General features: G+C 69.5%; 30 protein-coding genes. 17 read left to right on the top strand and 13 right to left on the bottom strand.

Translation table 11 applies throughout. The features are described 5' to 3' along the window. Position 1: 1 nt before the first annotated feature. The 3 genes from FHU38_RS19065 to lpdA form a co-directional block, all read right to left on the bottom strand. A complete protein-coding gene (locus FHU38_RS19065; RefSeq protein ID WP_167173332.1) occupies positions 2-886 on the bottom strand; it encodes a TIGR01777 family oxidoreductase in 885 nt (294 codons plus the stop codon). 72 nt (positions 887-958) lie between these two features. Next, positions 959-2,824: a 2-oxoglutarate dehydrogenase, E2 component, dihydrolipoamide succinyltransferase gene (sucB, locus tag FHU38_RS19060; protein ID WP_167173330.1), complete on the bottom strand. Its 1,866-nt coding sequence runs from the start codon at positions 2,822-2,824 to the stop codon at positions 959-961. A 61-nt stretch (positions 2,825-2,885) separates the two neighbouring features. After that, positions 2,886-4,259 carry a dihydrolipoyl dehydrogenase gene (gene lpdA / locus FHU38_RS19055; RefSeq protein ID WP_167173328.1) on the bottom strand — a complete coding sequence of 458 codons (1,374 nt, stop codon included), beginning with the start codon at positions 4,257-4,259 and terminating at the stop codon, positions 2,886-2,888. A gap of 169 nt (positions 4,260-4,428) precedes the next feature. Between lpdA and FHU38_RS19050 the strand changes: the two genes are divergently transcribed. Continuing rightward, on the top strand, positions 4,429-4,803 hold the full coding sequence (locus tag FHU38_RS19050; protein ID WP_167176293.1) for an oxidoreductase: 375 nt from the start codon (positions 4,429-4,431) through the stop codon (positions 4,801-4,803). A gap of 67 nt (positions 4,804-4,870) precedes the next feature. On the opposite strand, the gene FHU38_RS19045 is transcribed toward FHU38_RS19050, so the two are convergent. Further along, complete coding sequence (locus FHU38_RS19045; RefSeq protein WP_313886830.1) at positions 4,871-5,833, bottom strand: SMI1/KNR4 family protein; 963 nt, start codon at positions 5,831-5,833, stop codon at positions 4,871-4,873. 14 nt (positions 5,834-5,847) lie between these two features. Next, entirely contained in the window at positions 5,848-7,341 is a 1,494-nt protein-coding gene (locus FHU38_RS19040; protein WP_167173326.1) for a leucyl aminopeptidase, read from the bottom strand. Positions 7,342-7,413: 72 nt separating this feature from the next. Here FHU38_RS19040 and FHU38_RS19035 point away from each other — a divergent pair, with 72 nt between their 5' ends. Then, positions 7,414-8,322, top strand: coding sequence for a hypothetical protein (locus FHU38_RS19035; protein ID WP_167173324.1), 909 nt, complete (start codon positions 7,414-7,416; stop codon positions 8,320-8,322). Next, positions 8,319-8,951, top strand: coding sequence for a DUF402 domain-containing protein (locus FHU38_RS19030; protein ID WP_313886829.1), 633 nt, complete (start codon positions 8,319-8,321; stop codon positions 8,949-8,951). Before FHU38_RS19035 ends, FHU38_RS19030 begins: the two co-directional genes overlap by 4 nt. On the opposite strand, the gene FHU38_RS19025 is transcribed toward FHU38_RS19030, so the two are convergent. After that, on the bottom strand, positions 8,936-9,247 hold the full coding sequence (locus FHU38_RS19025; protein ID WP_167173322.1) for a hypothetical protein: 312 nt from the start codon (positions 9,245-9,247) through the stop codon (positions 8,936-8,938). The genes FHU38_RS19030 and FHU38_RS19025 overlap by 16 nt on opposite strands. 53 nt (positions 9,248-9,300) lie before the next feature. Here FHU38_RS19025 and FHU38_RS19020 point away from each other — a divergent pair, with 53 nt between their 5' ends. Further along, positions 9,301-10,410, top strand: a complete 1,110-nt coding sequence (locus FHU38_RS19020) for a branched-chain amino acid aminotransferase (protein ID WP_167173320.1) — start codon at positions 9,301-9,303, stop codon at positions 10,408-10,410. 73 nt (positions 10,411-10,483) lie between these two features. On the opposite strand, the gene cobT is transcribed toward FHU38_RS19020, so the two are convergent. The 3 genes from cobT to FHU38_RS19005 are packed head-to-tail and all read right to left on the bottom strand — an operon-like array spanning position 10,484 to position 12,725. Next, positions 10,484-11,491, bottom strand: coding sequence for a nicotinate-nucleotide--dimethylbenzimidazole phosphoribosyltransferase (gene cobT / locus FHU38_RS19015; protein ID WP_167173318.1), 1,008 nt, complete (start codon positions 11,489-11,491; stop codon positions 10,484-10,486). 9 nt (positions 11,492-11,500) lie between these two features. Further along, positions 11,501-12,454 carry a sugar-binding transcriptional regulator gene (locus FHU38_RS19010; RefSeq protein ID WP_167173316.1) on the bottom strand — a complete coding sequence of 318 codons (954 nt, stop codon included), beginning with the start codon at positions 12,452-12,454 and terminating at the stop codon, positions 11,501-11,503. A gap of 4 nt (positions 12,455-12,458) precedes the next feature. Continuing rightward, entirely contained in the window at positions 12,459-12,725 is a 267-nt protein-coding gene (locus FHU38_RS19005) for an HPr family phosphocarrier protein (protein WP_167173314.1), read from the bottom strand. 125 nt (positions 12,726-12,850) lie between these two features. Here FHU38_RS19005 and srlA point away from each other — a divergent pair, with 125 nt between their 5' ends. From srlA to FHU38_RS18955, 10 genes are all read left to right on the top strand, one after another. Then, positions 12,851-13,498: a PTS glucitol/sorbitol transporter subunit IIC gene (srlA, locus tag FHU38_RS19000; RefSeq protein WP_243852296.1), complete on the top strand. Its 648-nt coding sequence runs from the start codon at positions 12,851-12,853 to the stop codon at positions 13,496-13,498. Next, entirely contained in the window at positions 13,498-14,544 is a 1,047-nt protein-coding gene (srlE, locus tag FHU38_RS18995) for a PTS glucitol/sorbitol transporter subunit IIB (RefSeq protein WP_167173312.1), read from the top strand. The genes srlA and srlE overlap by 1 nt, the downstream gene beginning before the upstream one ends. 81 nt (positions 14,545-14,625) lie before the next feature. Next, on the top strand, positions 14,626-15,000 hold the full coding sequence (locus FHU38_RS18990; RefSeq protein ID WP_167173310.1) for a PTS glucitol/sorbitol transporter subunit IIA: 375 nt from the start codon (positions 14,626-14,628) through the stop codon (positions 14,998-15,000). Further along, positions 14,997-15,392 (top strand): transcriptional regulator GutM, encoded by a 396-nt coding sequence (locus FHU38_RS18985; RefSeq protein WP_167173308.1) that lies wholly within the window; start codon positions 14,997-14,999, stop codon positions 15,390-15,392. Before FHU38_RS18990 ends, FHU38_RS18985 begins: the two co-directional genes overlap by 4 nt. A 167-nt stretch (positions 15,393-15,559) precedes the next feature. Continuing rightward, positions 15,560-16,867: an NAD(P)H-dependent oxidoreductase gene (locus FHU38_RS18980; protein WP_167173306.1), complete on the top strand. Its 1,308-nt coding sequence runs from the start codon at positions 15,560-15,562 to the stop codon at positions 16,865-16,867. Then, on the top strand, positions 16,858-17,829 hold the full coding sequence (locus FHU38_RS18975; RefSeq protein WP_167173303.1) for a thiamine pyrophosphate-dependent dehydrogenase E1 component subunit alpha: 972 nt from the start codon (positions 16,858-16,860) through the stop codon (positions 17,827-17,829). The genes FHU38_RS18980 and FHU38_RS18975 overlap by 10 nt, the downstream gene beginning before the upstream one ends. After that, positions 17,826-18,830: an alpha-ketoacid dehydrogenase subunit beta gene (locus FHU38_RS18970; RefSeq protein ID WP_167173301.1), complete on the top strand. Its 1,005-nt coding sequence runs from the start codon at positions 17,826-17,828 to the stop codon at positions 18,828-18,830. The genes FHU38_RS18975 and FHU38_RS18970 overlap by 4 nt, the downstream gene beginning before the upstream one ends. Continuing rightward, positions 18,824-19,960 (top strand): dihydrolipoamide acetyltransferase family protein, encoded by a 1,137-nt coding sequence (locus tag FHU38_RS18965; RefSeq protein ID WP_167173299.1) that lies wholly within the window; start codon positions 18,824-18,826, stop codon positions 19,958-19,960. The genes FHU38_RS18970 and FHU38_RS18965 overlap by 7 nt, the downstream gene beginning before the upstream one ends. 7 nt (positions 19,961-19,967) lie before the next feature. After that, on the top strand, positions 19,968-20,705 hold the full coding sequence (gene ispD, locus FHU38_RS18960; protein WP_167173297.1) for a 2-C-methyl-D-erythritol 4-phosphate cytidylyltransferase: 738 nt from the start codon (positions 19,968-19,970) through the stop codon (positions 20,703-20,705). Between the two features lie 5 nt (positions 20,706-20,710). Then, complete coding sequence (locus FHU38_RS18955; RefSeq protein WP_167173295.1) at positions 20,711-21,061, top strand: hypothetical protein; 351 nt, start codon at positions 20,711-20,713, stop codon at positions 21,059-21,061. Positions 21,062-21,074: 13 nt separating this feature from the next. Here the strand turns inward: FHU38_RS18955 and FHU38_RS18950 are convergent, their stop codons facing one another. Both FHU38_RS18950 and FHU38_RS18945 read right to left on the bottom strand, forming a co-directional pair. Further along, complete coding sequence (locus tag FHU38_RS18950) at positions 21,075-22,067, bottom strand: aldo/keto reductase family protein (RefSeq protein ID WP_167173293.1); 993 nt, start codon at positions 22,065-22,067, stop codon at positions 21,075-21,077. A gap of 51 nt (positions 22,068-22,118) precedes the next feature. Next, positions 22,119-22,814, bottom strand: a complete 696-nt coding sequence (locus tag FHU38_RS18945; RefSeq protein ID WP_167173291.1) for a TetR/AcrR family transcriptional regulator — start codon at positions 22,812-22,814, stop codon at positions 22,119-22,121. 54 nt (positions 22,815-22,868) lie between these two features. Here FHU38_RS18945 and FHU38_RS18940 point away from each other — a divergent pair, with 54 nt between their 5' ends. Next, positions 22,869-23,441: a hypothetical protein gene (locus tag FHU38_RS18940; RefSeq protein ID WP_167173289.1), complete on the top strand. Its 573-nt coding sequence runs from the start codon at positions 22,869-22,871 to the stop codon at positions 23,439-23,441. Positions 23,442-23,549: 108 nt separating this feature from the next. Then, positions 23,550-24,038 carry a hypothetical protein gene (locus FHU38_RS18935; protein WP_208415733.1) on the top strand — a complete coding sequence of 163 codons (489 nt, stop codon included), beginning with the start codon at positions 23,550-23,552 and terminating at the stop codon, positions 24,036-24,038. 67 nt (positions 24,039-24,105) lie between these two features. On the opposite strand, the gene FHU38_RS18930 is transcribed toward FHU38_RS18935, so the two are convergent. Then, positions 24,106-24,765 carry a DUF3043 domain-containing protein gene (locus tag FHU38_RS18930; RefSeq protein ID WP_167173287.1) on the bottom strand — a complete coding sequence of 220 codons (660 nt, stop codon included), beginning with the start codon at positions 24,763-24,765 and terminating at the stop codon, positions 24,106-24,108. 137 nt (positions 24,766-24,902) lie between these two features. Between FHU38_RS18930 and FHU38_RS18925 the strand changes: the two genes are divergently transcribed. Then, entirely contained in the window at positions 24,903-25,280 is a 378-nt protein-coding gene (locus tag FHU38_RS18925; RefSeq protein ID WP_167173285.1) for a HesB/IscA family protein, read from the top strand. Between the two features lie 171 nt (positions 25,281-25,451). Here FHU38_RS18925 and FHU38_RS18920 read toward each other — a convergent pair whose 3' ends face one another. Continuing rightward, on the bottom strand, positions 25,452-25,619 hold the full coding sequence (locus tag FHU38_RS18920) for a hypothetical protein (RefSeq protein ID WP_167173283.1): 168 nt from the start codon (positions 25,617-25,619) through the stop codon (positions 25,452-25,454). Positions 25,620-25,676 lie beyond the last annotated feature (57 nt).

Here is a 25,676-nt window from a genome sequence, read left to right as displayed (position 1 = left end):
ATCAGACCGCCAAGGCGAGTGCGTCGTCGAGTTCGCGGTCGGCGAAGTCGAACCCGCCGTCACGAAGCACACCCGGAACCGCTCTCGGTCCGCTCAGCAAGGTCTCCTCGGCGGCCTCACCGAGTGCCGCTTTCAACGCGAGCGCGGGCACGAACCACGGTGCGGGCCGGTGCACCGCGCGGGCGAGTTCGCGCGTGAATTCGGCGTTCGTCACCGGGCTCGGCGAGGTCAGGTTCACCGCACCGGTGATGTCGACCCGCTCGAGCAGGAAGGTGATGGCCGATACCTGGTCACGCAGGGAGATCCACGGTAGGTACTGGCTACCGCTGCCCAGCCTCGCGCCGAGACCCAGCCGAAACAGCGGCAACAGCATTCGCAGCATGCCGCCGCGGGAGGAGAGCACCGGCGCGGTGCGAAGCAGGACCACCCTGGCGCCCGCTTTCGTCGCTGGGGTCGTGGCCGCCTCCCACGCGACGCACAGCCCGGCGAGGAAACCTGAACCCGCACGCGCCGACTCGTCGACCTCGGCCGATCCCGTGTCGCCGTAGTAGCTGATGCCAGAGGCATTGAGCAGTGCGCCCACCCCGTGGTCGGCGACGGCCTCGGCAAGTACCTCGGTGGGCTCGAGCCGGGAGTCGGTGAGCAACTGCTTGCGGGCCCCGCTCCACCTGCCGGATGCCAGCGGGGAACCGCACAGGTTCACAACCGCGTCCACACCGTCGAACGCGCCGTCGTCGATGCGACCCGCGGGTGGGTCCCACCCAAACTCGTCGGCCAACCGCGGCATCCTCCGCACCAGTCGACGCACCTCGTGCCCGCTGCCGCGCAGATGGTCGAGCAGAGCGCTGCCGATGAGGCCGCTGGAACCGGCAACGAGAACACGCATGTGCACACTCTAGGCACCGGCTGTGCGGGGACGCTCACCGAGCGGTGGATGCCCCGCACAGCCGGACAGTGGTTACAGGCCGAGCTCTTCCTCGAAGTTGCCTTCCTCGAGGCGCTGCTTGATGGTCGTCACGAACCGTCCCGCGTCAGCGCCGTCGATCAACCGGTGGTCGTAGGTCAGCGGCAGGTACGCCATCGAACGGATCGCGATGGTGTCGTTGCCCTCGGCGTCGGTGAGCACCACAGGGCGCTTGACCACGGCACCGGTGCCGAGCATGCCCGACTGCGGCTGCACGATGATCGGCGTATCGAACAGCGCGCCGTTGCTGCCGATGTTGGTGATCGTGAACGTGCCGCCGGTCAGCTCGTCCGGCGTGACCTTGTTGTTGCGCGCTCGCTGCGCCAGGTCGGCGATGCGGTGCGCGAGCCCGGCCAGGCTGAGTTCGCCCGCGTCGTGGATCACCACGGAGAGCAGGCCGCGCTCGGTGTCGACCGCGACGCCGAGATGCACCGCGCCGTGGTAGGTGATCTCCTTGGTCTCCTCGTTGTAGGAGGCGTTGACGTTGGGGTGCTGCTTCAGCGCCTCCACTGTGGCCTTGGCGAAGAAGGGCAGGAACGTCAGGTTGACACCTTCCCGCTCGCGGAAGGCCGCCTTCGCCCGCTGCCGCAGCCTGGCGATCTTGGTGACGTCCACTTCGTGAACCTGGGTGAGCTGCGCCGAGACCTGCAACGACTCCTTGGTCTTCTGCGCTGTGATCTGCCTGATGCGGTTGGCCTTTTGCACCGTGCCGCGCAGTGCCGCCTTCTCCGCGTCGGAGACAGGCACCGCGGCGGCCGGTGCCGACGGTGCGGCCGCCGGTGCCTGCTGTGCCTGCTGTGGCTGCTCGGGTGCGGGTGCGGGTGCCTGCCGCTGCTTGGCCTCGACGGCGGCGAGCACGTCCTGCTTGCGGATGCGCCCACCGACCCCGGTTCCGCGCAGGGTGTTCAGGTCGATGTCGTGCTCGGCGGCCAGTTTGCGTACCAGCGGCGTCACATAGGGCGTGGCGCCGTCCTCCCTGCCGGACTCGCTCGGTTGGGATGGCTCGCGGGTGGGTGCCTGCTCCCGGGGCGCGGCCGCTGCCGCGGCAGGCTCCTCCGAAGGCCGGGCGCTTGGCCACTGCGGCTCCGGCTGCGCGGCGGGTGCCGGTGCGGGCTGTGCCGCTTGCGACGCCTCGGGCTGCGCCTGCTGTGTTGGCTGTGGCGCGGGCTCGGGCGTCGGCTGTGGTGCCTGCTGCGGCGCGGTGGTCGCCGCACCGGGCTCACCGATCACCGCGAGCTGACCACCGACCTCCACGGTCTGGTCCTCCGCGACGCTGATCTCCAGCACCGTTCCCGCGACGGGGGAGGGGACCTCGGTGTCCACCTTGTCGGTGGAGATCTCCAGCAGCGGTTCGTCGACCTGAACCGTGTCGCCCACCTGCTTGAGCCACCTGGTGACCGTGCCCTCTGTGACGCTCTCGCCCAGTTCGGGCAGCCGAACGGGAGTGCCCTCCGCCTGGCCTGCCTGCGGCTGGGCAGCCGGTGCGGGCTGCTGTGGCTGTGCCTGTGCCGTGGGCGCGGGCTCCGGCTGCCGGGGTGGTTCGGGCTCGGCGGGTGCCGAGGGCGCTTGCGCCGGTTCCGCGGTGGCCCGCGGTGCGGCAGCGGGCGCGCCGGCGTCACCGGTGCCGTCGTCGATCACGGCCAACTCCGCGCCGACCTCCACCGTCTCATCCTCCCGCGCCACGATCTTGCTCACCGTTCCCGCGACGGGGGAGGGGACCTCGGTGTCCACCTTGTCGGTGGAGATCTCCAACAGGGGTTCGTCCACCTGTACGGTGTCACCCTCTTGTTTCAACCAGCGGGTGACCGTGCCCTCAGTGACGCTCTCACCCAGCTCCGGCAGTGTGACGGAGTACGCCATCGTTCGCTGACTCCCTTGAGTGTGTCTGGTGTGGTCTGTTCAGGTCGGCGTTCAGGTCGGCTCAGCCGTGGACGTGCAGCGGCTTGCCTGCGAGAGCGAGATGCGCTTCGCCGAGGGCTTCGGTCTGGGTGGGGTGTGCGTGGATGAGCGGCGCGACGTCTTCGGGGAAGGCTTCCCAGTTGTAGATCAGCTGTGCCTCGCCGATCAGCTCGCCGACGCGGTCGCCCACCAGGTGTAGGCCCACAACCGGACCGTCCGGCGCCTTGATCAGTTTCACCGCTCCCGAGGTCTTGAGGATCTGGCTCTTGCCGTTGCCCGCGAGGTCGTAGGTGAAGGTGGTGACGCCCGAGCCGTGCCTTTCCTTCGCGGCGGCTTCGGTGAGCCCCACCGACGCGACCTCGGGGTGGGAGTAGGTAACGCGGGGAATGCCCGCCTCCTCAACCGGCCGGGGAGCCAGTCCCGCGATCTCTTCCGCGACGAAGATGCCCTGCTGGAAGCCGCGGTGGGCGAGCTGGAGTCCCGGCACGATGTCGCCGACGGCGTAGACACCGGGCAGGTTGGTGCGCAACCGGTCGTCGGTGAGCACGAAACCACGCTCCATGCGCACGCCTGCCTCGTCGTAGCCGTGGCCCGCCGTGTTGGGGCCCCGACCGACGGCGACCAGTAGCAGGTCGGCCTCCAGGGTCTCGCCCGACTCCAGCGACACGCTCACGCCGCGCTCGTCCTGCTTGGCTCCGGTGAACCGGACACCGGTCTTGAACGCGATCTTGCGCCTGCGGAAGGCTCGCTCCAACTGCTTCGAGGCGAACTCGTCCTCTGCGGGCACCAGCCGGGGGAGGGCCTCCACGATCGTGACCTCGGCCCCGAACGACGCCCAGACACTGGCGAACTCGACGCCGATCACACCGCCGCCGAGCACGACGACCCGTTCGGGGACGTAGTCGAGGTTCAGCGCCTCGTCGCTGGCGATGATCCTGCCGCCCAGCTCCAGACCGGGCAGCGTGCGCGAGTAGGAGCCCGTGGCCAGCACCACGTTCTTGCCGGTGTAGCGAGCGCCGTCGACCTCCACGGTCGTGCCACCGGCGAACGTTCCGGTCCCCTCCACGTAATTGATCTTGTGGGCCTTCGCGAGCCCCTGCAGCCCCTTGTAGAGCCGGGTGACGACGGTGTCCTTGTACTTGTGGACACCGGTCATGTCCACACCTTCGAACACCGTCTTGACGCCGAACTGCTCACCATCTCGCGCGGAGTCGGCCACCTCTGCCGCGTGTAGCAGCGCCTTGGTGGGGATGCAGCCGCGATGCAGGCAGGTGCCGCCCAGTTTGTCCTTCTCGATAAGGGTGACGGAAAGGCCCAGCTCGGCGGCGCGGAACGCCGCGGCGTAACCACCCGATCCGCCACCGAGGATCACCAGGTCGGCTTCAGCGTCGGTCACTTCTCAAACTCCTCGGCAGGCAGTGTCGATCGTGTCCACGGGCGCTGTGTGCGCTCATCACACCTCATCTTGTCACCTCGCCTGACAAGCTTGCGACCTAGTGCTGGTGTGCGCCGGACACACCGTTTTGGCGTCGGGATAATGATCGTTGGCGACGCGTGAGAGGAAGGTGGTCGAGGTGGGCCTGTTCGACTTGTTGCGCAGACGCGGAAAGGGTGGACGGGCGAACGGGGGGCTACGGGGCGCCACCGACGCGGACACCCGGCACCTGGACGAATGGGCGGCGACCAGGCGGGGGGTCGAGGCCTACGTCGAACCTCGTACGACCGTCACCGAGACCACCGTGGTGCTGGTCGCACACGACGGCGAGTGGACGAGGCGGCGCATCGGCAGCCTCGGTACCGCGCAGCAGTTCGGCCGCAAGCGGTCGATACCGGTATACGAGGTGGCCAAGACGGGCTACCCGAAACGGATGCGCGAGTACACCGAGCGGCAACGCATCCTACGCCGCAGGCAGCAGACCGAACGCGACTCGCAGGGCTGACCCTGCCACCTGCCCGCGAGTCCTGCGCTCAGGGTGCCCTGGGTGCAGCCAAACGTGGGCCACCTCGTCAGAGTGCGGCCTCCAGCAGCCGCAGGTGTTCCCGGAGCAGGTCACGTATCCCGGAATGGGTGGTGACCCCGAACAACGGGTCGGACTCCACGATCCGACCGCTCTGCGCGAGCAACACCAGGCCAGGGGGGTCGCTGATGCGCACTCCCTGCCCGCTGGTCTCCAGCTCGGCGGTTCCGAGCAGCCGGGGGAACACCACATCGGCGGGTAACCCGTCGCAGGTCAGCAGGAATTCCCGGTACTCCAGCGGCAGCCTCACCCCGAGCCTGCGCTGTGCGTCGTCGATCCCGGCGTTGGTCGCGGGCGGCGGCATATTGCCCGGTTCGCCGCGCAGCCACATGATCCGCTCGATCAGTCCTCGCCAGTCCATCGGTTCGGACTCGCCACGGTAGCGCGTGTGCAGTGCGGCGATGAGCGTTCCCGCGTAGTCGCGGGCCCAACCGTCCGCGACCGTCAGCGTGCCTCGCACCAGCAGCGGTGCGACATGGCGGCACGCGGCAAGCGTGGCGATGTCGGGCCGCGCCGATCGCCGCGCTTGCCGCGCCCACCCGGTGAGCGCGGAACTCGCGCCCTGGAGATCGCCCTCCCTCGCGCGGTCCTCCGCCTCGGCGGCCAACTCCCGCAGCGGTCCGCCCGCGGCGAGGTGCTTTCGGTGTGCCCGTTCCTCGGCGTCCAGATCGAGCGGCGGCAGCTCGCCGCCCCAGTCCGGGGTGCCGCGCGCGGCGAAGAGCATCGCCCACGCCCGCGCGGTCACCTCGTCCGGCACGAGTAGGACGGTGGGTCGCGACGTGACCGCCTGCCAGCGGCACACCAGCCGGTCCGACTCGCCTGCCGCGCCGACACACGCCAACAACAGTGCTGCGTAACCGACCGCCGCGTCCACCCTCGCGTCGTCCGCCATGAGCACTTCACGCACGGCGGTCTCGGCGTAGTTCTCGGGGCTCTCGGGGCTTTCGGACACCGGGAAGGCGCGCCCTACCCGGTCTCGGCGATGTCCGCGAGTACGGCGGCGATGGTGCGCACCGGCAGACCCGTGCCGCCCTTGCCGGTGTAACCCCACGGCGCACCCGTGTTGAACGCGGGCCCAGCGATATCGATGTGCGCCCACGGGAGGCCGTCGGGCACGAACTCGCGCAGGAACACCCCGGCGGCGAGCATGCCGCCCCAGCGATGCCCCGTAACGTTGGCGAGGTCGGCGAGTTTGGAGTCCAGATCCGAGCGCAGCTCCTCCGGCAACGGCATCGGCCAGCCGTTCTCGCCGGTGGCCGCGGCGATGGCGGCGACCCGGTCACGGAACTCGTCCGAACCCATGATGCCCGGTGTGCGATTGCCAAGCGCGACCAGTTGCGCGCCGGTGAGCGTGGACGTCTCGATGAGATAGTCCGGCTCGTCCTCCGCGGCGCGCACGATGGCGTCGGCGAGTACGAGCCTGCCCTCGGCGTCGGTGTTGAGCACCTCGACCGTCTTGCCGCCGTACATGGTGAGCACGTCACCCGGCCGGTACGACGTCGCCGACGGCATGTTCTCCGCCAGCGGGATGTGCGCGATGACCTCCAGCGGGTACTTCAGCTTCGCTGCGAGCACCACCGAGGCGAGCACACCGGCGGCCCCGGACATGTCCGAGGTCATGTGGTCCATGTTCGCCGCGGGCTTGATCGAGATGCCGCCGGTGTCGAAGGTGATGCCCTTGCCGACGAGCGCCACCTTCTTCGTCACCTTCGTGCCGCGGTAGCGCAGCCGCAGCAGGCGAGGAGGCCGCGAGGACCCGCCGCCGACGCCCAGAATGCCGCCGAAACCCTTGCGCTTCAGCGCTCGCTCGTCGAGCACCTCGAACTCCAGGCCCGCGTCCTCGGCGAGTTCTCGGGCCCGCTCGGCGAACGACGCCGGAAACAGGTCGTTCGGTGGAGTGTTGACCAGATCCCTCGCCGTGGCCACCGCCTCGGCCACCGCCACGGCCGCCTTCAGCGTGGCCTTGTGTGCCCGCGCGGTGCCCTCCTCCGGGTAGACGAGGTCCACCGTCGACACCGGCGCGTCGCCTGGCTCCGACTTGTACCTGGTGAAGGTGTACGCGCCGAGTACCGTGCCCTCCGCGGCCGCCCGCAGATCCCGCGCGGACAGCGTTGACAGCGCGCGAGGTGTGCCCGACAACGCGCGAGCCGCCGCTCCCGCCGCGCGACGTAGCTGCTCCGACGTCGTGGGCTGGGTGCCGAGACCGACGGCGAGCACCACCGGTGCGGGAATGCGGCCGAGCGTCGGCAGCTTCACGATCTCCTCTGCCTTGCCGGTGGCGCCCAGCGTGCGGAGCGTGTCGACGAGGTCGCCGCCGAGCGCGGCGTTCACCGCCTGCGCGCCCTCGGCCAATTCAAGCCCGTCGGGCCCCTGCACGGTACCGATCACCACGACCTCGGCGCGGCTCTTGGCCAGCGCCGCCTCGGTGTTCTCGGTCAGGGCAAGTTTTGGCAGGGTCACGTCGGGCTCCTCGCTGCTGTCTGTGATGGCTCAAGCCATGCTATTGACGACATTGTCCGTGGTGAGAGGTAGGTGCGCCGCGTGTTGCTCGGTGCGGGCATTCTTGGTGCGCTGGCCATGGCCGCCTCGGCCGCGGGTTGGTGGTTGCTCGCGGGGATGGCGGTCGCGGCCGCGCTGGCCGAAAGCGCGAGGCGCGTGGTCGGCGAACCCGACTCCGGAATCGCTTCGGGGCTGCGGGCCTCGTCGCGGCTGGCGCTGCTGGTGCTGTTCGCCACGGTTTTCGTTTCCTATGCCGCGCCCGCTCACCGGGTGCCTGCCGCGGTCGGTTTCACCGTACTGGTGACCGTCGCGTTGGCCGCCGGCGTCCGCGTGAGCCGGACTTGGCGCAGGTGGCTGACCGGGATGTTGCTGGTGGCCGCGGCGGCCTTCGTCGCGCTGTGCTTCGCGATTCCCCCGGCATCGCCGCCCGGGGCGACGGCGTTTGCGCCGGGAGGTCTGCTGTTTTCCGCTGCCGTGCTGTTTCCGCTGTTCGCCGGGCTGCGGGGCGGCAGACTCGCCGCGGGCGCGGCGGTAGCGGCGGCCGTGGCCTCGGCCGCGCTGTACCAGTTGGGCCCGGTGCGGCTCGGTCTCTCGCCCACCGCGCCACAGGAGGTGCTCGCCGCGGCGGACGCCGCCGCGTTGCGAGGGGTCTTCGTGGCGGTGGTGGTGCTGGCGACGGTGCCCGCCGCCATGCTCGCCCTCGACGAGTCCGTCGAGGTGGTCGCCGCGCGCTCTCGCATGCGCGGCCTGCTGGCCCTCGGCGCGGTCGTGACCTTGCTCGCCGCCGTGTTGAGCATGGTCGGGGCGTTGTTCCTCGCGGCGGCCGCCGCGTTGCTCGAGGTGATCGTCGGGGTGATGGTGGCGGGCCGCGTTCGTACGTTCGGTGTGGCCACGGCGGCTGTCGCGTTGGTGCTTCTCGCCGGACTAGTGTTCGTGGTGTGAGGTGGGCACCGGGTGAGACGGCCGTGCTCAGTTTCGTACGCTCGGACGCCAGCGTCAGTCAACGACATCCATTGCGGGTGCTCGCCGACGACGGCACGGAACTGCTCGGTTGGCTGCCCGCGGGCACCGAGATCGTCGGTACCCGGCTCGCGGACGGGCGGCAGATCCGTGAGGCGCCGTTGGGTCAGCGGTTCGTCCTGCCACGGATGCGGGTTCGTGACCGGTGGCGGGACTGCTCCACGTTGCGCCTGATCCGGGAGGACGAGTGGTCGTCGGTGTGGTGGTTCTTCGACGGCGGCGGCAGCTTCCTTGCCTGGTACGTCAACCTCGAGATTCCGCTGGGGCGTGGTAGGTACGGGCCGGAGCGCATTGATGGTGCGCTGGACGTCGTCGTCGAGCCGGGCGGGCGCTGGAGCTGGAAGGACGAGGACGAGGCGGCCGAGGCGGTGCGAGCGGGCAGGCTGAGCAGGCAGCAGCTGGCCAGGTTGCGCGCCGAGGGGGAGCGCCTGATCGAACGCGCCGAGTCAGGCGCGTTTCCGTTCGACGGCACGTGGACGGAGTTTCGGCCGGACCCTCGCTGGCCGATGCCCCGGCTGCCCGTCGAGCTGTGGGCTCAGGACATCGCGTAGGCAAGGCCGAGGAGTATCGCGGCGGTCACGGCAAGACCCGCCATGGACTTGCCGGGCAGGTCACGCGGAAACACCTTCCCGTGCACGCCCTTCCACCAGAACACGCTCCATACGGCACCGATGATGCCGAGGAAACCGCCGAAGCCGCCCGCCATGATGTAGCCGATCAGCACGAGCATTCCCGCCGCGAAGGTCAGCAGTGCCGCGGCGATGAAGGTCTTGACGTCGGAGGCCGTTCCCGCGGAGACGCGATTGCCCCCGGTCGGCCGAGAAGACTGCTGGATCACGGACGTCATCGTAGAGCCAAACGGATGTTCTGACGTCCAAGTAAACGAGATATGCTCACTCCATGACGACCGCCATTCCCTTCAGCCGTACCCTCAGCCCGACCCCCGCCTCGGCGGAGGCGGTAGCGGAGGTATTGGCGAAGCCGGGCTTCGGGACGCGGTTCACCGACCACATGGTGACCGTGCGGTGGTCGGAAGGCGTTGGCTGGCACGACGCGCGGCTGAGCCCCTACGAGCCGCTGACACTCGACCCTGCCACCGCGGTCCTGCACTACGGGCAGGCCATCTTCGAGGGGCTGAAAGCCTACCGGCAGCCGGACGGCTCCATCAGCGCTTTTCGCCCGCGGCTGAACGCCGCCCGGTTCCGCAGGTCGGCACGCCGGATGGCGATGCCGGAGCTGCCGGACGAGCTGTTCCTCGGCTCGATCCACGAGTTGATCGAGGTGGACGGCCGGTGGGTGCCCACCAGTAAGGGCGACACCCTCTACCTGCGGCCGTTCCTGATCGCGACGGAGGCCGGGCTCGGCGTGAACAAGCCCTCCGCGCAGTACCTGTACTCCCTGATCGCGTCTCCGGCAGGTTCCTACTTCGCGGGCGGCGTGAAGCCGGTGAGCGTGTGGCTGTCCACCGACTACGTGCGCGCCGCACCGGGTGGCACCGGTTTCGCCAAGTGTGCGGGCAACTACGCGGCATCCTTCGTCGCGCAGGCAGAGGCCGTCGACCACGGCTGTGACCAGGTCGTGTGGCTCGACGCGGTGGAGCGCAGGTGGGTCGAGGAGATGGGCGGGATGAACCTGTTCTTCGTCTTCGGCTCCGGTAAGGATGCGCGCCTGGTGACGCCCGAGTTGACCGGCTCGTTGCTGCCGGGTGTCACGCGGGACTCGCTGCTGACGCTGGCGGCCGACTTCGGCCACAAGGTCGAGGAGCGCAGGATTTCGACCGAGGAGTGGGAGAAGGCGGCGGCCTCCGGAGAGCTTACCGAGGTGTTCGCATGTGGCACTGCCGCGGTCATCACGCCTGTCGGCAGGGTGAAGCACGCGGGCGGGGAGTTCACCATCGCGGGCGGCCAGCCGGGCGAGGTCACCATGCGGCTGCGGGAGGAGCTCACCGGCATTCAGAACGGCACCCGCCCCGACCCGCACGGCTGGATGTACAAGCTCGCGAGCGCCTGACCCAAGCTCCCTGATGTGGCATTCGCTCCATCCAGTGGACCGAATGCCACATCGGGAAGTCCCGGGTACTCGGTTACGACGGTTGTAGTTCGGCGAGCAGGCGGACGGACACCGTCAGCAAGGGCAGAGCGGCGGCTGCTCCGGTTCCGCCGCCGAGTCCGATACCGAGGTCCACGATCGGTTCCAGGTCGAGGTGATCAAGAGCCAGTGCGTGCGCTGGTTCGGTGGAACGGTGTGCCGCCACCCACCAGTTCCGCGCGCCAGGGGCCAGTTCCTCGGCCACGAGTGCGGCGGCGGCCGCAGAGAGCCCGTCAAGCACCACCGGCGTGCGGCGCACGGCCGCCTGCGCGAGGAACCCGGCCATCGCGGCCAGGTCGGCGCCGCCGGCCGTGCGCACCAGGTCCACCGGGTCGCCCAGCACCGGCCGCGCCCTGCGCAGGGCATCGCGCACGGCGAGGGCCTTGCGCATCCACCCGTTGTCGTCGATGCCGGACCCGCGACCGATGACGGCGACCGGCTCGGTGCCGGTCAGCGCGGCGACGAGAGTGGAAGCCGGTGTGCTCGCGCCGACGCCCAGTTCGGCAGGCACGAGCAGGTCCGCGCCTTCGTCCACCTCGGTGTCGGCCAGCCGTATCCCGGCGCGCACAGCCTCCTCGGCCTGCGTCTGGCTCAGGGCGTCCTCGACGTCGATGGAGCCGCAGCCTCGGCGGACCTTGAACTGGCCGCCCTCGTCGCTGTCCACCGCGATGTCCTCGACCCGTAGGCCCGCGCCAGCCGCCTCGGCGAGCACGTTCAGCGCGGCGCCGCCCTCCCGGACGGCCGCGAGCAAGCTGCGTGTGTACGCGGGTTCGTGAGCGGAGACGCCGCGGGCCGCGATGCCGTGGTCGGCGGCGAACACGACGATGCGCGGCCGACGGAACGGCCGCGGTGGCGACTGGGCCTGGCAGGCCGCGATCCACGCGGCGAGCGTTTCAAGAGTGCCGAGCGAACCCGCGGGCTTGAGCACCATGCCCTGCCTTTTGCGGGCCTCGGCACGGACGAGCTCGTCGGGCATGGGGACGGTCGGGAACTCGATGCGCACGCGCACAAGCTACCGGGCATCCCAAGCGAGCAGCGCTCTGGCCAGCGAGCTGTCGCACACCAGCACGTCGAGCACACGCGTGCGCAGCGCGCCAAGCACGCCACCGGCCTTCTCCGGCCCCGCCGCGACGCCTGCGACCAGCGGGATGGTGGCGAGGTCGGCCAGCGACACGCCCAGCACGCGGTTGTCGGTGGGGCCGAGGATCGCCTTGCCCTCGGCGTCGAAGAACCGCGCGCACACGTCACCTGCCGGGTGCGCGGCTTCGAACCCCTGCCGTTCGGTGTCGCTCAGGTTCATCGCCTTCACCAGCGATGCCGACGAGCCGTGTCCCGCGCTGCCGATACCCACCAGCGCCACCTGCACCCGCCGTGCGGCGTCGAGCGTGCGCTTGATGGACGGTTCGGCCAGCAGCACGTCGCGGCCCGCCTTTGACGTCAGCAGCGCGGGCGCGTGCAGCCGCTGGAACCGGCCCCCGAGCCGGCCGGCGAGGTCGCGCACCAGCTCCTCACCGCTGATCGCCGAGTCCACTGCGGACAGCCCGCCCACGAGCGGCAGCACCTCGACGTCGAGCCCGCCCTCGTCGGGAATGTGCTGCACGACAGCCTGCAACCCGTGTCCCCACGAGACACCGACCTGCTGGCCCGGATGCAGGTTGTCCAGCAACCAGCGGGCACCGAGGTCGCCGACCCTCGACAGTGGACGGTCGTCGCTGTGGATCTCGGCGACCCGGCAGTCCCTGAGCCCGAAGCGCGCCGTCAACTCCGACTCCAGGTCCATGTCCCTGCCGGTGGGATCGTTGATCTGGATGCGGACGATGCCGCGTTCGCGGGCGGCCGCCAGCATCCGCGACACGCTCGATCTGCTCACCTGCAATGCCGTCGCGACCTCGTTCTGCGAACGGCCTTCCTCGTAGTACAGCCGGGCCGCCTTCACCAGCAGTTGCTGGTCGCGCGGTGGGGGCATCGGCTCACGCGTCCCCGTCGTGAACGAGCAGCCGCGACAGCTCGCGCAGCGCGGCGTCGGCACCCTCGCCCTCGGTGCGCAGCACCACCTCCTCGCCGTGCCCGATGGCCAGGCTCAGCACCGACAGCATGCTGCGCGCGTCCACCGGCTCCGTGCCCGGCCGTCCGATGAAGACGGACCCGGGATGCCGGGCCGCGGCCTTGACGAACTGGCTCGCCGGCCGTGCATGCAGGCCGACGGGGGATGCGATCTTGACACGGATCTCCGGCATGCGGGCTCCTTCGCGGTTGGGTCTTGTCGCCGATTGAGCGGCATGTTACACACATCACTGGCAAACGTGAAGAACATACGCACAGATGTGCACATGCCGATGGGGGGCCGAGAAGGAGGCCAGGAATGCACGTGCTTGCTGTAATGGCGCAGCAGCAGCCGGCACAGCCGGAAGGCGAGACGAGCGGTGGTGTGCTCGGAGTCTTCGAATGGCTGGGCACCCATTTCATCGGGCTGTTCAACGAGTCGGGCGAGCAGTTCGTCGGGCTGATCACCGGCATTCTGCCGACGTTGATCGTGCTGCTCACGTTCATGTACGCGCTCACCACGTTCATCGGTGAGCAGCGGGTCACCAGGGCGGTGCAGTGGTCGGCCCGCTGGTGGATCACCCGCTACACCGTGATGCCGATCATCGCGGTGCTCATGCTGACCAACCCGATGTGCTACTCGTTCGGCCGGTTCCTGCCAGAACGGCACAAGCCGGCCTTCTACGACTCCGCGGTGTCGTTCGTGCACCCGGTGACGACGTTCTTCCCGTACGCCAACGCGGGTGAGCTGTTCGTCTGGCTCGGCATCGCCAACGGGGTCACGCAGCTCGGGGAGTCGACGGTTCCGCTGGCACTGCGGTACTTCCTCGTCGGCATCCTCGTGATCTTCATTCGCGGGATCGTCACCGAGAAGATCACCGCGTTCATGATCAAGCGAACCGGCCGCACCGAGGTGTTCGCCGATTTCGACCGTGAGTTCGAGGCAGCCAAGGCAGGTGGACGCTGATGAGCGAGATGGAGACCCACACCTCGCGGGCGGTGTTCGTCAAGCCCGGGCCGGGCGGCTGGGGCCGCGGCCTGCTGCTGCGCACCGACGGCACACGCACGAAGGTTCTGTCGGTCACCGGCGGCGGCATCCACCCGGTGGCGGCACGGATCGCGGAGCTCGCCGGCGCGGAGGCGGTCGACGGCTTCACCACGACCGTGCCCGACGACCAGGTCGTCGCGGCCGTCATCAACTGCGGCGGCACCGCGCGAATCGGCGTGTACCCGCGCAAGGGCATTCCCACCGTCGACGTCTACCCCGGTGCGCCGGGCGGCCCGCTCGCGCAGTTCATCACCGAGGACCTGTTCGTATCCGCCGTCGGCGTCGACCAGGTCGCACCGTCCACGACGGACGACGCTCCCGTGGAGGAAGGGGCCGCCGCGCAGCGGCCAGCCGTGCCGCCGCGCGAGGAGCGGCCGTCGTCGCGGGAGGTCGCGGCGACCGTGGCGGGCGGAGGAAAGTTCGGTCAGACCTTCAACTCCGTCACCGGCGTGTTCGTCAAGTTCGGTTCCGGCGTCGGCTCCTTCGTCAACACGATGCTCGCCGCCGGACGGCAGACCGTGGACCTCACGCTCAAGACGATCTTGCCGTTCATGGCTTACGTGAGCCTGCTGCTCGGCATCGTCACCTACACCGGGGTCGCCGAGTGGATGGGCCGGGTGCTCTCGCCCATCGCGAGCAACCCGATCGGGCTCGTGGCGATCAGCTTCGTCGTCGCGCTGCCGTTCCTGTCGCCGATCCTCGGTCCCGGCGCGGCCATCGCACAGGTGATCGGCACGCTGATGGGCAGCCAGATCGCGATCGGCGCGCTGCCGGTGCAGTACGCGCTGCCCACGCTGTTCGCCATCAACGGTCAGGTCGGCTGCGACTTCGTGCCGGTTGGTCTCGCCCTTGGCGAGGCGAAACCCGAGACGGTCGCCGTCGGCACCCCTGCGGTGCTGGTCAGCCGGATGGTCACCGCGCCCCTTGCGGTCGTGATCGCCTGGGCCGCAAGCTTCGGGCTGTAGCGGCCACGCGCATGAGGCGGGGCGCGGCCGGCGAGCGAGCACTGAGCGCGCAGGGCTGCGGCAACAAGGAGGTGAGCAAGCATGAGCGTGTACTACGAGAGCACCGTCCTGCGGGCGGGAAACGAGGCGGGGGACATGGTCGAAGGCGGGGTGGTGATCCTCTACGCCGACCCGATCCCGGACGCGCTGGAGAGCGTCAGCGTCGTGCACGGCCCGGCGAAGGGACCCGAGCGCGAGATCCGGCCCGGCGACGTCTTCTCGCTGGGCGAGCAGCGGGTCGAGCTCGTGGCCGTGGGAGAGCGGGCGCACGAGAACCTGTGCACCCTCGGCCATATCGTCGTCTACCTCAACCCGGACGAGGGCACCTCGCTGCTGCCGGGTGCGGTGCACGGCCGCGGCACGGTGACGGTGCCAGCGGCGGGCGTCCGGCTCGCGCTGAGCGGGGCAGCGTCGTGACCTGGCAGGCGATGGTGTTGTTGCTGAGCGGGTTCGTCGTCGCCGGAGTGCTGAGCTACCGCCAGCATCTGGGCTACCAGCGAGCGGTGAACGAGCTGGCCGACGCGGAGAACCGCAGCGGTGTGCTGCTGGTCAGCGGTAGAGCCAAGGGCAGGCTCCGCGGCGCCATCGTGCTGCTGGTGATCGACCGGCGTCGCGGTCACGTCATCCGGGCGAGGGCGATGGAGGGCGCGTCGGTGTTCGCGGGCTTTCGCGAGCGTCCCGAGCTGGCCGGTCCCGTGGAGGGCGCCGAGGAACGCGCTGGGTCAAAGGCGATGGCCAAGGCCGTGCACGAGGCGCTGGGCATGGCCAGCAGGCTCAACGCTGGAACGCTGAAATCGAAGGCGGCCTGACGGAGCGGGAGAAGCGACGGTGCCCCACGCGAATGCGCGTGGGGCACCGTCTTATTTGCACATATGTGCGCGTCGTCGGTCTTGTGTGCGACTGATTTTCCGTGCTACCAAAGAAAGCACGGCGGTGCACATCATGTGCACATATGTGCAGACCGGAGGGTGTGCGGATGAATTATGTCGATCGGCTGCGGGCGCGGCAGCGCGAGCTGGGCCGCCCGGTGAGAGTCGGTCTCGTCGGCGCGGGCCAGATGGGCCTCGGCTTCGTGGTGCAAGCGAGCCGCATCGACGGCATGGAGGTCGCCGCCATCGCCGACCTCGCGCCGGATCGCGGACGGCGCGCCTTCGAGCAGGCCGGGCGCGACGACGTCGTCGTCACCAACGAGCCAGGCGGCGCCTCCCGCATCATCACCGACGGCGGTGTGGTGGTCACCGAGGACGCCACCACACTCACCCGCCTGCCGCTGGATGTGCTCGTCGACGCCAGCGGCGTACCGGAGGTCGGCGCGCGGATCGCGTTCGCGGGTCTACTGGCGGGCAAGGACATCGCGATGCTCAACGTCGAGTGTGACGTCACCGTGGGGCTGCTGCTCGCGCGCCTCGCGGAACGGCTCGGCCGGGTATACACCGTGTGCAGGGGCGACGAGCCGGTCGAATGCAAGGTCCTGGTGGACTACGTCCGCGATCTCGGCTTCGAGGTCGTGTGCGCAGGCAAGGGCAAGAACAACCCGCTCGACCCGGCGGCCACGCCCGCGTCGGTGACCGACACCGCAGCGGCCAAGGGCATGAACCCGCACATGCTCGCGAGCTTCGTCGACGGCTCCAAGACGATGATCGAGCTGGCCGCGCTCGCCAACGGCGCGGACCTGGCTGTGCCCGCCCGCGGACTCACCGGTCCACATTGCACGGTGGAAGGGCTGGCCGAGACCTTCCGGCCCGCCGCCGAAGGTGGCGTGCTGCCCGGCTCGGGCGTCGTGGACTACTGCACCGGCCCGGTCGCGCCCGGCGTGTTCGTCATCGGCCGCAGCGACCACCCCGTCGTCGTGGCGGAGATGGCGTACCTGAGCATGGGCAAGGGCCCGTACTACGCGTTCTACCGGCCCTACCACCTGGCGAGCGTGGAGGCGCCGCTGTCGGTGGCAGAAGCGGTGCTCGATCGCAGGCCGAGCCTCGCGCCGCGTGCCTGGAACGCCGAGGTGCTCGCCGTGGCCAAGCGCGACCTGCGCGAGGGCGAGTCGATCGACGGCATCGGTGGTGAGACCGTTTACGGCGTCACCGACAGCGCCGCGAGCGCCGCCGGCGGGGGTCACATCCCGCTCGGGCTGGTCGCCGGAGCGCGGGTGCTGCGTGACGTGCCCGCTGGGACGGCGCTGACCGCCGCCGACGTCGCGGTCGACGAGACCACCACGATCGCGACGCTGCGCAGGCTGCAGGACCGGGTGCTCATGGGCGAGGAGGTGGGGGTGGCATGGACCTGACCAAGGACGCGGACGCGGCGCGGGCCACGTTGCGGACGATGTGGACGATCCGCCGGTTCGAGGAGGCGGTGGACGATCTCTTCGCGCGTGGGCTGATGCACGGCACGATGCACCTGTCGATCGGGCAGGAAGCGGTGCCCGCCGGCGCCTGCCTGGCGCTGCGCGAGGGCGACTACATCACCTCGACCCATCGCGGGCACGGGCACTGCATCGCCAGAGGTGCACGGCTCGACGCGATGATGGCGGAGCTGCTGGCCAAGGAGACTGGCTACTGCCGGGGCCGAGGTGGCTCGATGCACATCGCCGACGTCGCCACCGGCAACCTCGGCGCGAACGGCATCGTCGCGGGCGGCGTGCCGATCGCGGCCGGCGCGGGGCTGGCCGTGTCAATGCGCGGTGGCGACGAGGTGGTGGTGAGCTTCTTCGGCGATGGCGCGGTGAACGAGGGCGCCTGGCACGAGGGAGTCAACCTCGCCGCTATCTGGGACCTGCCCGTGGTGTTCGTGTGCGAGAACAACCACTACGGCATGTCCATGTCGGTGGGCAAGGCGTTCAAGGTAGAGCGGCTCGCCGAGCGCGCCGCTGCCTACGGCATCCCCGGTGTGACCGTTGACGGCAACGACCCGCAGGCCGTGCACGACGCGGTTTCCGACGCGGTGCACCGGGCCAGGGCCGGGCAGGGACCGAGCCTGGTGGAGGCCGTGACGTACCGCTGGAAGGGCCATTCGAAGAGCGACAAGAATCTCTACCGCCCCAGGGAGGAGATCGAGGCCTGGCGGGAGCAGGACCCGATCGCGCGGTTCGAGCGGGTGGTGGCGGCGACACTGTCCGAAGCGGACGTCGCCGCCTGCAGGGACGAGGCGAGGGACGCTGTTCGGGAGGCGATCCGCGTGGCCAACGCGGCACCGGACGCGCGGGCGGACTCGCTGGCCGACGCCGTGTACGCGAGGGGTGACGCATGACCGCGGTACTGCCGAAACACCGCACCCTGACCTACTCCGAGGCGGTGCGCGAGGCGCTGGCGCAGGCGATGGAGGTCGACGAGCGAGTGTTCTTGCTCGGCGAGGACATCGGCACTTACGGCGGCGCGTTCGGCGTCACCGGCGACCTGGTGCACCGGTTCGGCGAGCGGCGGGTACGAGATACGCCGATCAGCGAGCTGGGAATCGTCGGCGCGGCGGTGGGGGCCGCGCTGGCGGGCATGCGCCCAGTCGTGGAAATCCAGTTCTCGGACTTCACCGCCCAGGCCATGGACCAGATTGTCAACCAGGCAGCCAAGATCCACTTCATGCTCGGTGGGGCGGCGAGCGTGCCGATGGTGCTGCGAGCTCCCGGCGGCTCGGGCACGGGCGCCGCGGCGCAGCACTCGCAGAGCCTGGAGGCTTGGTTCGCGCACGTGCCCGGCCTCAAGGTCGTCATGCCGAGCACGGCGGCCGACGCCAAGGGGCTGCTGCTCGCGGCGATCGACGACCCGAACCCGGTGATCGTGCTGGAGCACAAGCTGCTCTACAAGCAGAGCGGCCCGGTGCCGGAGGAGGCCACGCGGGTGCGACTGGGGGAGACCACCGTGCGGCGAACCGGGGGCGACCTGACGATCGTGGCGACCGGGGTGATGGTGTCGCGGGCGCTGCAGGCGGCCGAGCAGCTGGCGGCCGACGGCATCGAGGCGAGTGTGCTCGACCCGCGCACGCTGCGACCGCTCGACGCGGCGCCCATTGTGGACAGCGTTACGGCGACAGGAAGGGCGCTGTTGGTGCAGGAGGCGCCGCGGACCGGTGGGTTCATGGCGGAGGTGGCTGCCACGATCGTCGAATCCAGCGCGTTCGGTCACCTGCGGGCGCCGGTGGCGAGGCTGTGCGGGCTGGACGTGCCGATCCCGTACGCGCCGCGGCTGGAGCGGGCCGCCGTGCCGCAGACCGAGGACATCGTGCGCGGGGCGCGGGAGCTGGTGACGGCATGGTAGCCAGGGAGATCCCGCTCGTCATGCCGAAGCTGTCGATGACGATGACCGAGGGCGTGTTCGTGGCCTGGCGCAAGGCCGTGGGGGACCGCGTGCGCCAGGGCGACGTGGTATGCGAGGTGACCACCGACAAGGTGGACATGGAGGTGGAGGCCACGGTCGACGGCACGCTGAGCAGGATCGTCGCCGAGCCCGAGGACATCATCGCGGTGGGGGAGCCGATCGCCTACGTCGCTTCCGAGGCCGAGGACCTGCTGGAGGGCCTGTTCGACACCCCGTCTCCGCGGCCGAGACCGGAGCAGGAGCAGGAGCAGGAGCAGGAGCAGGAGCAGGAGCAGGAACCCCAGCCCGCCGCTGTCGCGGTACGGGCCAACGGGGTGGCCGCCGTACCGGCGGCCCGCAGGCTCGCCGCTGCCCGCGGTATCGAGCTGGCAGACGTAACGCCTACCGGGCCATGGAACACCATCCGGCTGTCCGATCTGGACACCATGGACCAGCCAGAGGTGCGGAGGCCGCGTGGTGGCAGGGCCGTGATCGCGCGGCGGATGGCCGCCAGCGTCGACGTGCCGCAGTTCGTGCTGTACCGCGATGTCGACCTGGACACAGCGGCGCGATCGGGGCACGGGTGGACGGCCGTGTTCACCGCGGTGCTCGCGGCGGCGCTGCGCCGCCATCCTGCGCTGAACGCGAGCTGGGTGGACGGCGCGCCGCGACGGCACGAGCACGTCGGCGTCGCGCTCGCCGTAGACACCGAGCGCGGGCTGCTCGCACCCGTGTTCACCGACCCGGACCGGCAGAGCCTGCAGATGCTGTCCGCACGCATCGCCGACGTCGTGGCCAGAGCGCGAGCGGGCAGGCTTGAGCTGGCGGAGCTGTCCACACCGGCCACTACCACCATGTCGAACCTTGGCGGGCTTGGGGTGGAGGCGTTCCAGGCGCTGCTCACGCCACCGCAGGCAACGGCGCTCTCGGTGGGCGCGGTGACGCCGAAGGTGGTGCCCGTGCCGGGTGGCGTCGGCACCCGCCTGCGCTGCACCGTCGGGCTGAGTGTGGATCACCGGGTCGCCGACGGCGCCGACGGTGCGCGGCTGCTGGCGACAGTCCAGGAGTTGCTGGACGGTGAGCTCGTATGATCGCGGTGTGGCACGACGGAAAGCGCGACGCACGCCGTACGCCGCGGGAGTCGTGCTGGCGAGTGGGGCCGGGACCCGGGTTGGGGCCGGGATGAACAAGGTCTACCTGCCGCTCGCGGGCCGCCGTCTCGTCTCCTGGTCGCTGGGCGCGTTCGCCAGGGTGCCCGAGATCGGCGTGCTCGTGCTCGTGACCCGGCCCCAGGACACCGAACTGGTGGAGTGGGTGCTGGACCGCGAGGTCGATGGCACCGAGGTGGAGCTCGTCCACGGCGGCGACACGCGGCAGGAATCCGAGCTGAAGGCGCTGCGGCACCTCGCGAGCCGTATCGACGAGGGAACCGTCGACACGGTGCTGCTGCACGACGCCGCGCGCCCGCTGGTCAGCCCGTCGCTGATCGCCGGGGTACTGCATGCGGCGCGCGAGCACGGTGGCGCGATTCCCGGACTGCCCGCGGACGACATCGTGGCGGTGGGCGGTGACGGCAGCACACTCGCCAAACAGCCACCGGGGGCGATCATCCGAACGCAGACGCCGCAGGGTTTCCGTGCGACGCCGCTGCTCGCGGCTTACGAGCAGGCGGCGCGCGAGGAGTTCCTCGGCACCGACACCGCCTCCTGCATGGAACGGTTCTCCGGGCTACCGGTGCGCTGGGTTCGCGGCGAGCAGCGCAACTTCAAGATCACGTACCCGCACGATCTGGTGATCGCCGAGCAGGTGCTCGCGGCCGAGGACTATCAGGGGTGACGCGGATGGGTGTCGTCGAGCGGGCCACGTTGCTGTGTCACCACTGTGGTGAGGAGACCCCGCACGAGCTGGCGTACGCGGGGCGGCTGCTAGTCGTCACGACGTGCACCCGGTGTGGCACCAGAATCGAGCGGGACGTGCGGCGCCGCTACCTCGCCGACCTGCGGCAGCGGATGACCAGCAAGCCCGGCCGGATGCTGCGCCGGTTCCGCAAGCATCCGGTGAGCTTCGCGGGCTCGCTGCCGCGCACCACCGTACTCAAGCCGTGGGAGCTGCTGGAGGAGGTGAGGCTGGTCTGGAGCGCCGCCGCCGATGCACGCAGGCACGACTCCCGGCCCAAGCGCGACCGGGAGTGAAAGGCGGACAACCTCAGCGTGGGCTTTGAGTCATCCGGGGATCGCGCTCGACGATGTCACCTAGGGCCTCGTCGATCGCGTGCATCAGGTCGGCCTCCAGCCGCACACCCGCGGCCTTCACGTTCTCGTGCACCTGTTCCGGCCGGGAAGCGCCGATGATGGCGGATGCCACGTTGGTGTTCTGCAGTACCCACGCGACGGCGAGCTGGGCGAGCGACAGCCCGGCCTGGTCGGCGAGCGGGCGCAATCGTTCGACACCGGCCAGCACGTCGTCGGAGAGGAATCGCTTGACGAAGTTCGCGCCGCCGTTGGTGTCGGTGGCCCGTGACCCGGCGGGCGGTGCCTGCCCGCTTCGGTACTTGCCGGTGAGCACGCCCTGCGCGATCGGCGACCACACGATCTGACTCATGCCCTCGCGCTCGCAGGCGGGTACGACCTGTTCCTCGATGACGCGCCACAGCATGTTGTACTGCGGCTGGTTGGACACCAGTGGTACCCGCAGCTCGCGGGCAAGTTGCGCGCCCCTGGTGATCTGCTCCGCCGTCCACTCCGAGACGCCGAGATAGAGCACCTTGCCCTGCCGGACGAGGTCGGCGAAGGCGACCATCGTCTCCTCGAGCGGCACGCTGTGGTCGAAGCGGTGTGCCTGGTAAAGGTCGATGTAGTCGGTGTCGAGCCGCTTCAGCGAGGCGTGCGCGGACTCCATGATGTGCTTACGGGACAGCCCCTTGTCGTTGGGGCCACCCGGCCCGGTCGGCCAGAACACCTTGGTGCAGATTTCCAGGCTTTCCCTGCGCTGTCCGGCGAGGCTGCGCCCGAGCACAGACTCCGCCGCCGTGTTCGCGTACACGTCGGCGGTGTCGAAGGTGGTCACCCCCGCGTCGAGCGCCGCCTTGACGCACGCCCGTGCCTGCTCCTCCTCCACCTGGGAGCCGTGGGTGAGCCAGTTGCCGTAGGCGATCTCGCTGACGGAAAGGCCGCTGCGGCCGAGACGACGAAACTCCATGGGCTCACCCTATCCAGAAATCCTTCGCAAGGCTAAACACCTGGAGTTACTTCAGGTGTGTGCCGATCGGGTCTGGCTACTCAGGCGTGCGTGCTCGGCACCAGCGGCGGTCGGGCCGACGTAGGGGAGCAGGACGCAGTACATCAGGTCGGGCAGCAGTGAGGGCAGCCGCGTCGCCTCACCGCGTTCCACCCGGCTGTAGATCACCTCGAGCAGGCCACCGACGACGGTTTCCGCGGTGATCGCGGGTGGCGGACGCATGCCCTGCTCCTCGGCGAGCGTGCAGGTGCCGCGGTCCACCACCTCCACGATGAGCTTCAGCGAGTCGTTGCGTCTGCGCACCGCCCTCGGGCCCGCTGCGAGCACTTCCACCACCACGAGCTGAGCCTGTGCCGGGTGCTCGGCGAACAGTTCCAGGATCGTGCGCAGGATGGCCTCGGCCTGTTCGGAGAAGGACGCCGTCGGCTTGCTGGCCCGCTTCACCTGCTTGACCAGGTGGGCGGCGAAGTCGTCGTAGGCGGCAAGGAAGGCCTCTTCCTTGTTCTTGAAATGCTCGTAGAACGTCTTGCGGGAAACGCCCGCCCTTTCGACGACGGACTCCACGGTGAGGTCTGGGTAGCCGCGTTCGGCCACGGCCTGTGCCAAAGCCGCCAGCAGGCGGGCGCGCTGGTTCTCGGTGACGTAGTCACGGGTGAAGCCGTGTCTGCCCGGTGGCAGCTGCCGTGTGCCCTGTCCGGTTCCGCCCACGTTGCCTCCGGTTGCCTGCTTTGCTCGCCGTGAAGCTGCCGTTACTCTTCGGATGTGACTCCAAGCACAGCCGCCTGTTCCGGGTGTGCCCGGCTGCGGTCGGCGTTGCGGGCTGTCCTTGTGGAGATTGGCTGGCGCGACATCACCGCGGCCACCGTCGCGGCAGCCGCCGGACTCGAAGTCAGTACCTTCACCCGACACTACCGAACGGTCGCCGACTGTGGTTTTGATGCTTTCGACGAGGCGGCACGGGAGTGCGGCGTGGTGTGCGCCCGGTCGATGCCTTCGGCCGCGCAAGACTGTGGCGAGCACTTCCTGCGGCTCACCGAGGCCGTGCTGTGCTGGACGGTCGGCCGGCCCGGGATGGCGAGGATGTTGTTCGTGGTCCCGGCTCAGTCAGGAGATTCCGCTCTGCTGAAGCGACACAGCAAGTTCAAGCAGTCCCTTGTCGCGTTGTTCGACCGGCCCGATCCGAACTCGCCTGCCGGCCGTACCCACGCCGAGTTCCTGGTCGGGCTGTGTTGCCAGGTGATCGGTCGAGGCCTGGAAAGCGGTGTGAAGTTCACCGAACTTCGACGCAGTGTGTTGGATCTTGCCCCATTCGCGGTAACGGCGTCCGGTCGCTGACCAGGAAGTAATTCGCTGAGTAGTCAATCGGAACGCAGGGTTGACATATAGAAACGCGAGTGTTTTTCTTTTTATGCCGATGAGTTTACTCGTCGGTAACAGCGACCAATGGAGGTAGCAGTGGCTCGGCTCACCACGAAGATCACCGGACTGGTCGTCGGCGCTATGGCGGTCTCCGGCCTCACAGCCGGCGTCGCACTCGCCGATCACGCGAAGGTCGACGGGTCCATCACGGCCGCGGGCGAGACCTGCAGCTGGACCGACGGGAGCATCAGTGGCAACCCGCCGCAGACGGTCACCCTCGACCGTACGACCGTGAATCCCAACGTCACCTGCACCGGTAGCGTCAGCGTCACGCTCAACAACGACCCGACGATCAGCTTCGACGACACGGCGGGCACCGCGACCGCCGACCTCATCAACGTCACGGTCCAGATGTCGGGCATTACCTGTGAGTACGAGGCGGCAGGCCTTCAAGCGCAGCGGGAGGGAACGACCAGGACCTACACGGCCACCGGCGTCACCATCGACAAGTCCGGCGGCAGCTTCCTGTGCCCGAGCTCGACGACGGCCGACGCGGAGTTCGTGTTCCACTGAGCGGCCAACTGACCGGCGCGGTCGACGGCGTCGTGCTCCGGGAACGCATCCGGGGCGCGGCGCCGTTTCAGTTCACCGGTTGGCCCGGGCTCACCCTTGGCTTCGGCATCCTGAGCTTGCGGATCTGACTGGCGCGTACGAACGCGTACCAGCCGATGGAGGCTCCCTTGACGTTCTCCTTCGGGAACTTGGCCCGAACCTGGCGGCTGATGCGGCGACCGTTGAGGAAACCCTCCACCACCATGCCCAGCAGCATCACCGTGGTCAGCAACGTCGCGTACTGCTGTATCTCCGGAATCGGGATCAGCAAGGTGATGAACACCAGGATGGCCAGCGGCATGAAAAGGCCGAGCACGTTACGTCGCGAGTCCACCAGATCCCGTACATACGCCTTGACCGGCCCGCGGTCGCGGGGCAGCAGGTAGCGCTCGTCACCGGCCATCATGCGCTCGCGCCGCTCCCTCGCAGCGGCCCTGCGCTCGTCCTTGCTGACCGGGTTCTTCTTCCGCAGCTCCCGGCTACGCCTGATGGCTTCCCTGGTGGTACGTGGCGGTGGTGCGACGGGACCGCGCCGCTTGCCTTCCGCCTCCCGCCGTTTCGGGGTCGGCCGTCCCTTGCCGGGGGTGAAGCCCTTCGACGTGTGAGATTCGACCGACGACTCGTCCTCGCCTGCGTCAGTCTGGACGGCGTCGGCCTCTTGTGTGCTGGTACGGCGCAGGAACCTCACCTTGACAGGGTATTGCAGGACGCACTGGCGATGTTCAGCCGGTCGCAAGATGTGTCACCATGGACGATGGGAACAGAACGGGAGCCGGGCTTGTTGGCACCAGTGCCCCGCCTGCACCAAGACCTTGAGGGAGAGTCATGACGACCGCTGAGCAGACCGGCAACACCCCCGGCGACGCCGGCGAGGCCACGCACGGCGTCACCCTGACCGAGGCCGCGGCCAGTAAGGCCAAGGCGCTGCTCGATCAAGAGGGCCGCGACGACATGCATCTGCGCATCGCCGTGCAGCCCGGTGGCTGCGCCGGGCTGCGGTACCAGCTGTTCTTCGACGAGCGCACGCTCGACGGCGACCTGTTCCGCGAGTTCAACGGGCTGCGGGTGGCCGTGGACCGGATGAGCGCTCCGTACGTGCAGGGCGCCGAGATCGACTTCGTCGACAGCATCGAGAAGCAGGGCTTCACGATCGACAACCCCAACGCGGGCGGATCATGCGCCTGCGGCGACTCCTTCCACTGAGCCGCGACCGAAGCACGGTCACAACCGGTCATAAGACAGCGGGCGCCGGTCACGCGAATCGCGTGACCGGCGCCCGTCGGTTGTTACCTGGTTTGGACACAGGGGCCGCGGGCGTCGTTGACCGCGGTCCCCCGTGAGTCGGCACCCTTCGAAGGCCCGGATTGTCCCGGCTCAGACGTACTCGTCCAGCTCGACGACCCGTGCGTGGCAGGCATCGTCGACCGTCCACGGTGCCGCGGGGCGCTGCTGCCGCGCCGCAGGCACTTCCGGCCCACGCGGGATCTCGGCGCAGTCGGCGATCAACTCGGCCAGCGTGTCCGGCTCAGTGGCGAAGTTCACACCGGTACGGTAGGGGGTCGCGACGATGCGCGACACCCTTACCGCTCGGTAGTCTCA

The organism is Saccharomonospora amisosensis (assembly GCF_011761185.1).
Lineage (GTDB): Bacteria > Actinomycetota > Actinomycetes > Mycobacteriales > Pseudonocardiaceae > Saccharomonospora_A > Saccharomonospora_A amisosensis.
This window is presented reverse-complemented; position numbering and strand designations above follow the sequence as displayed.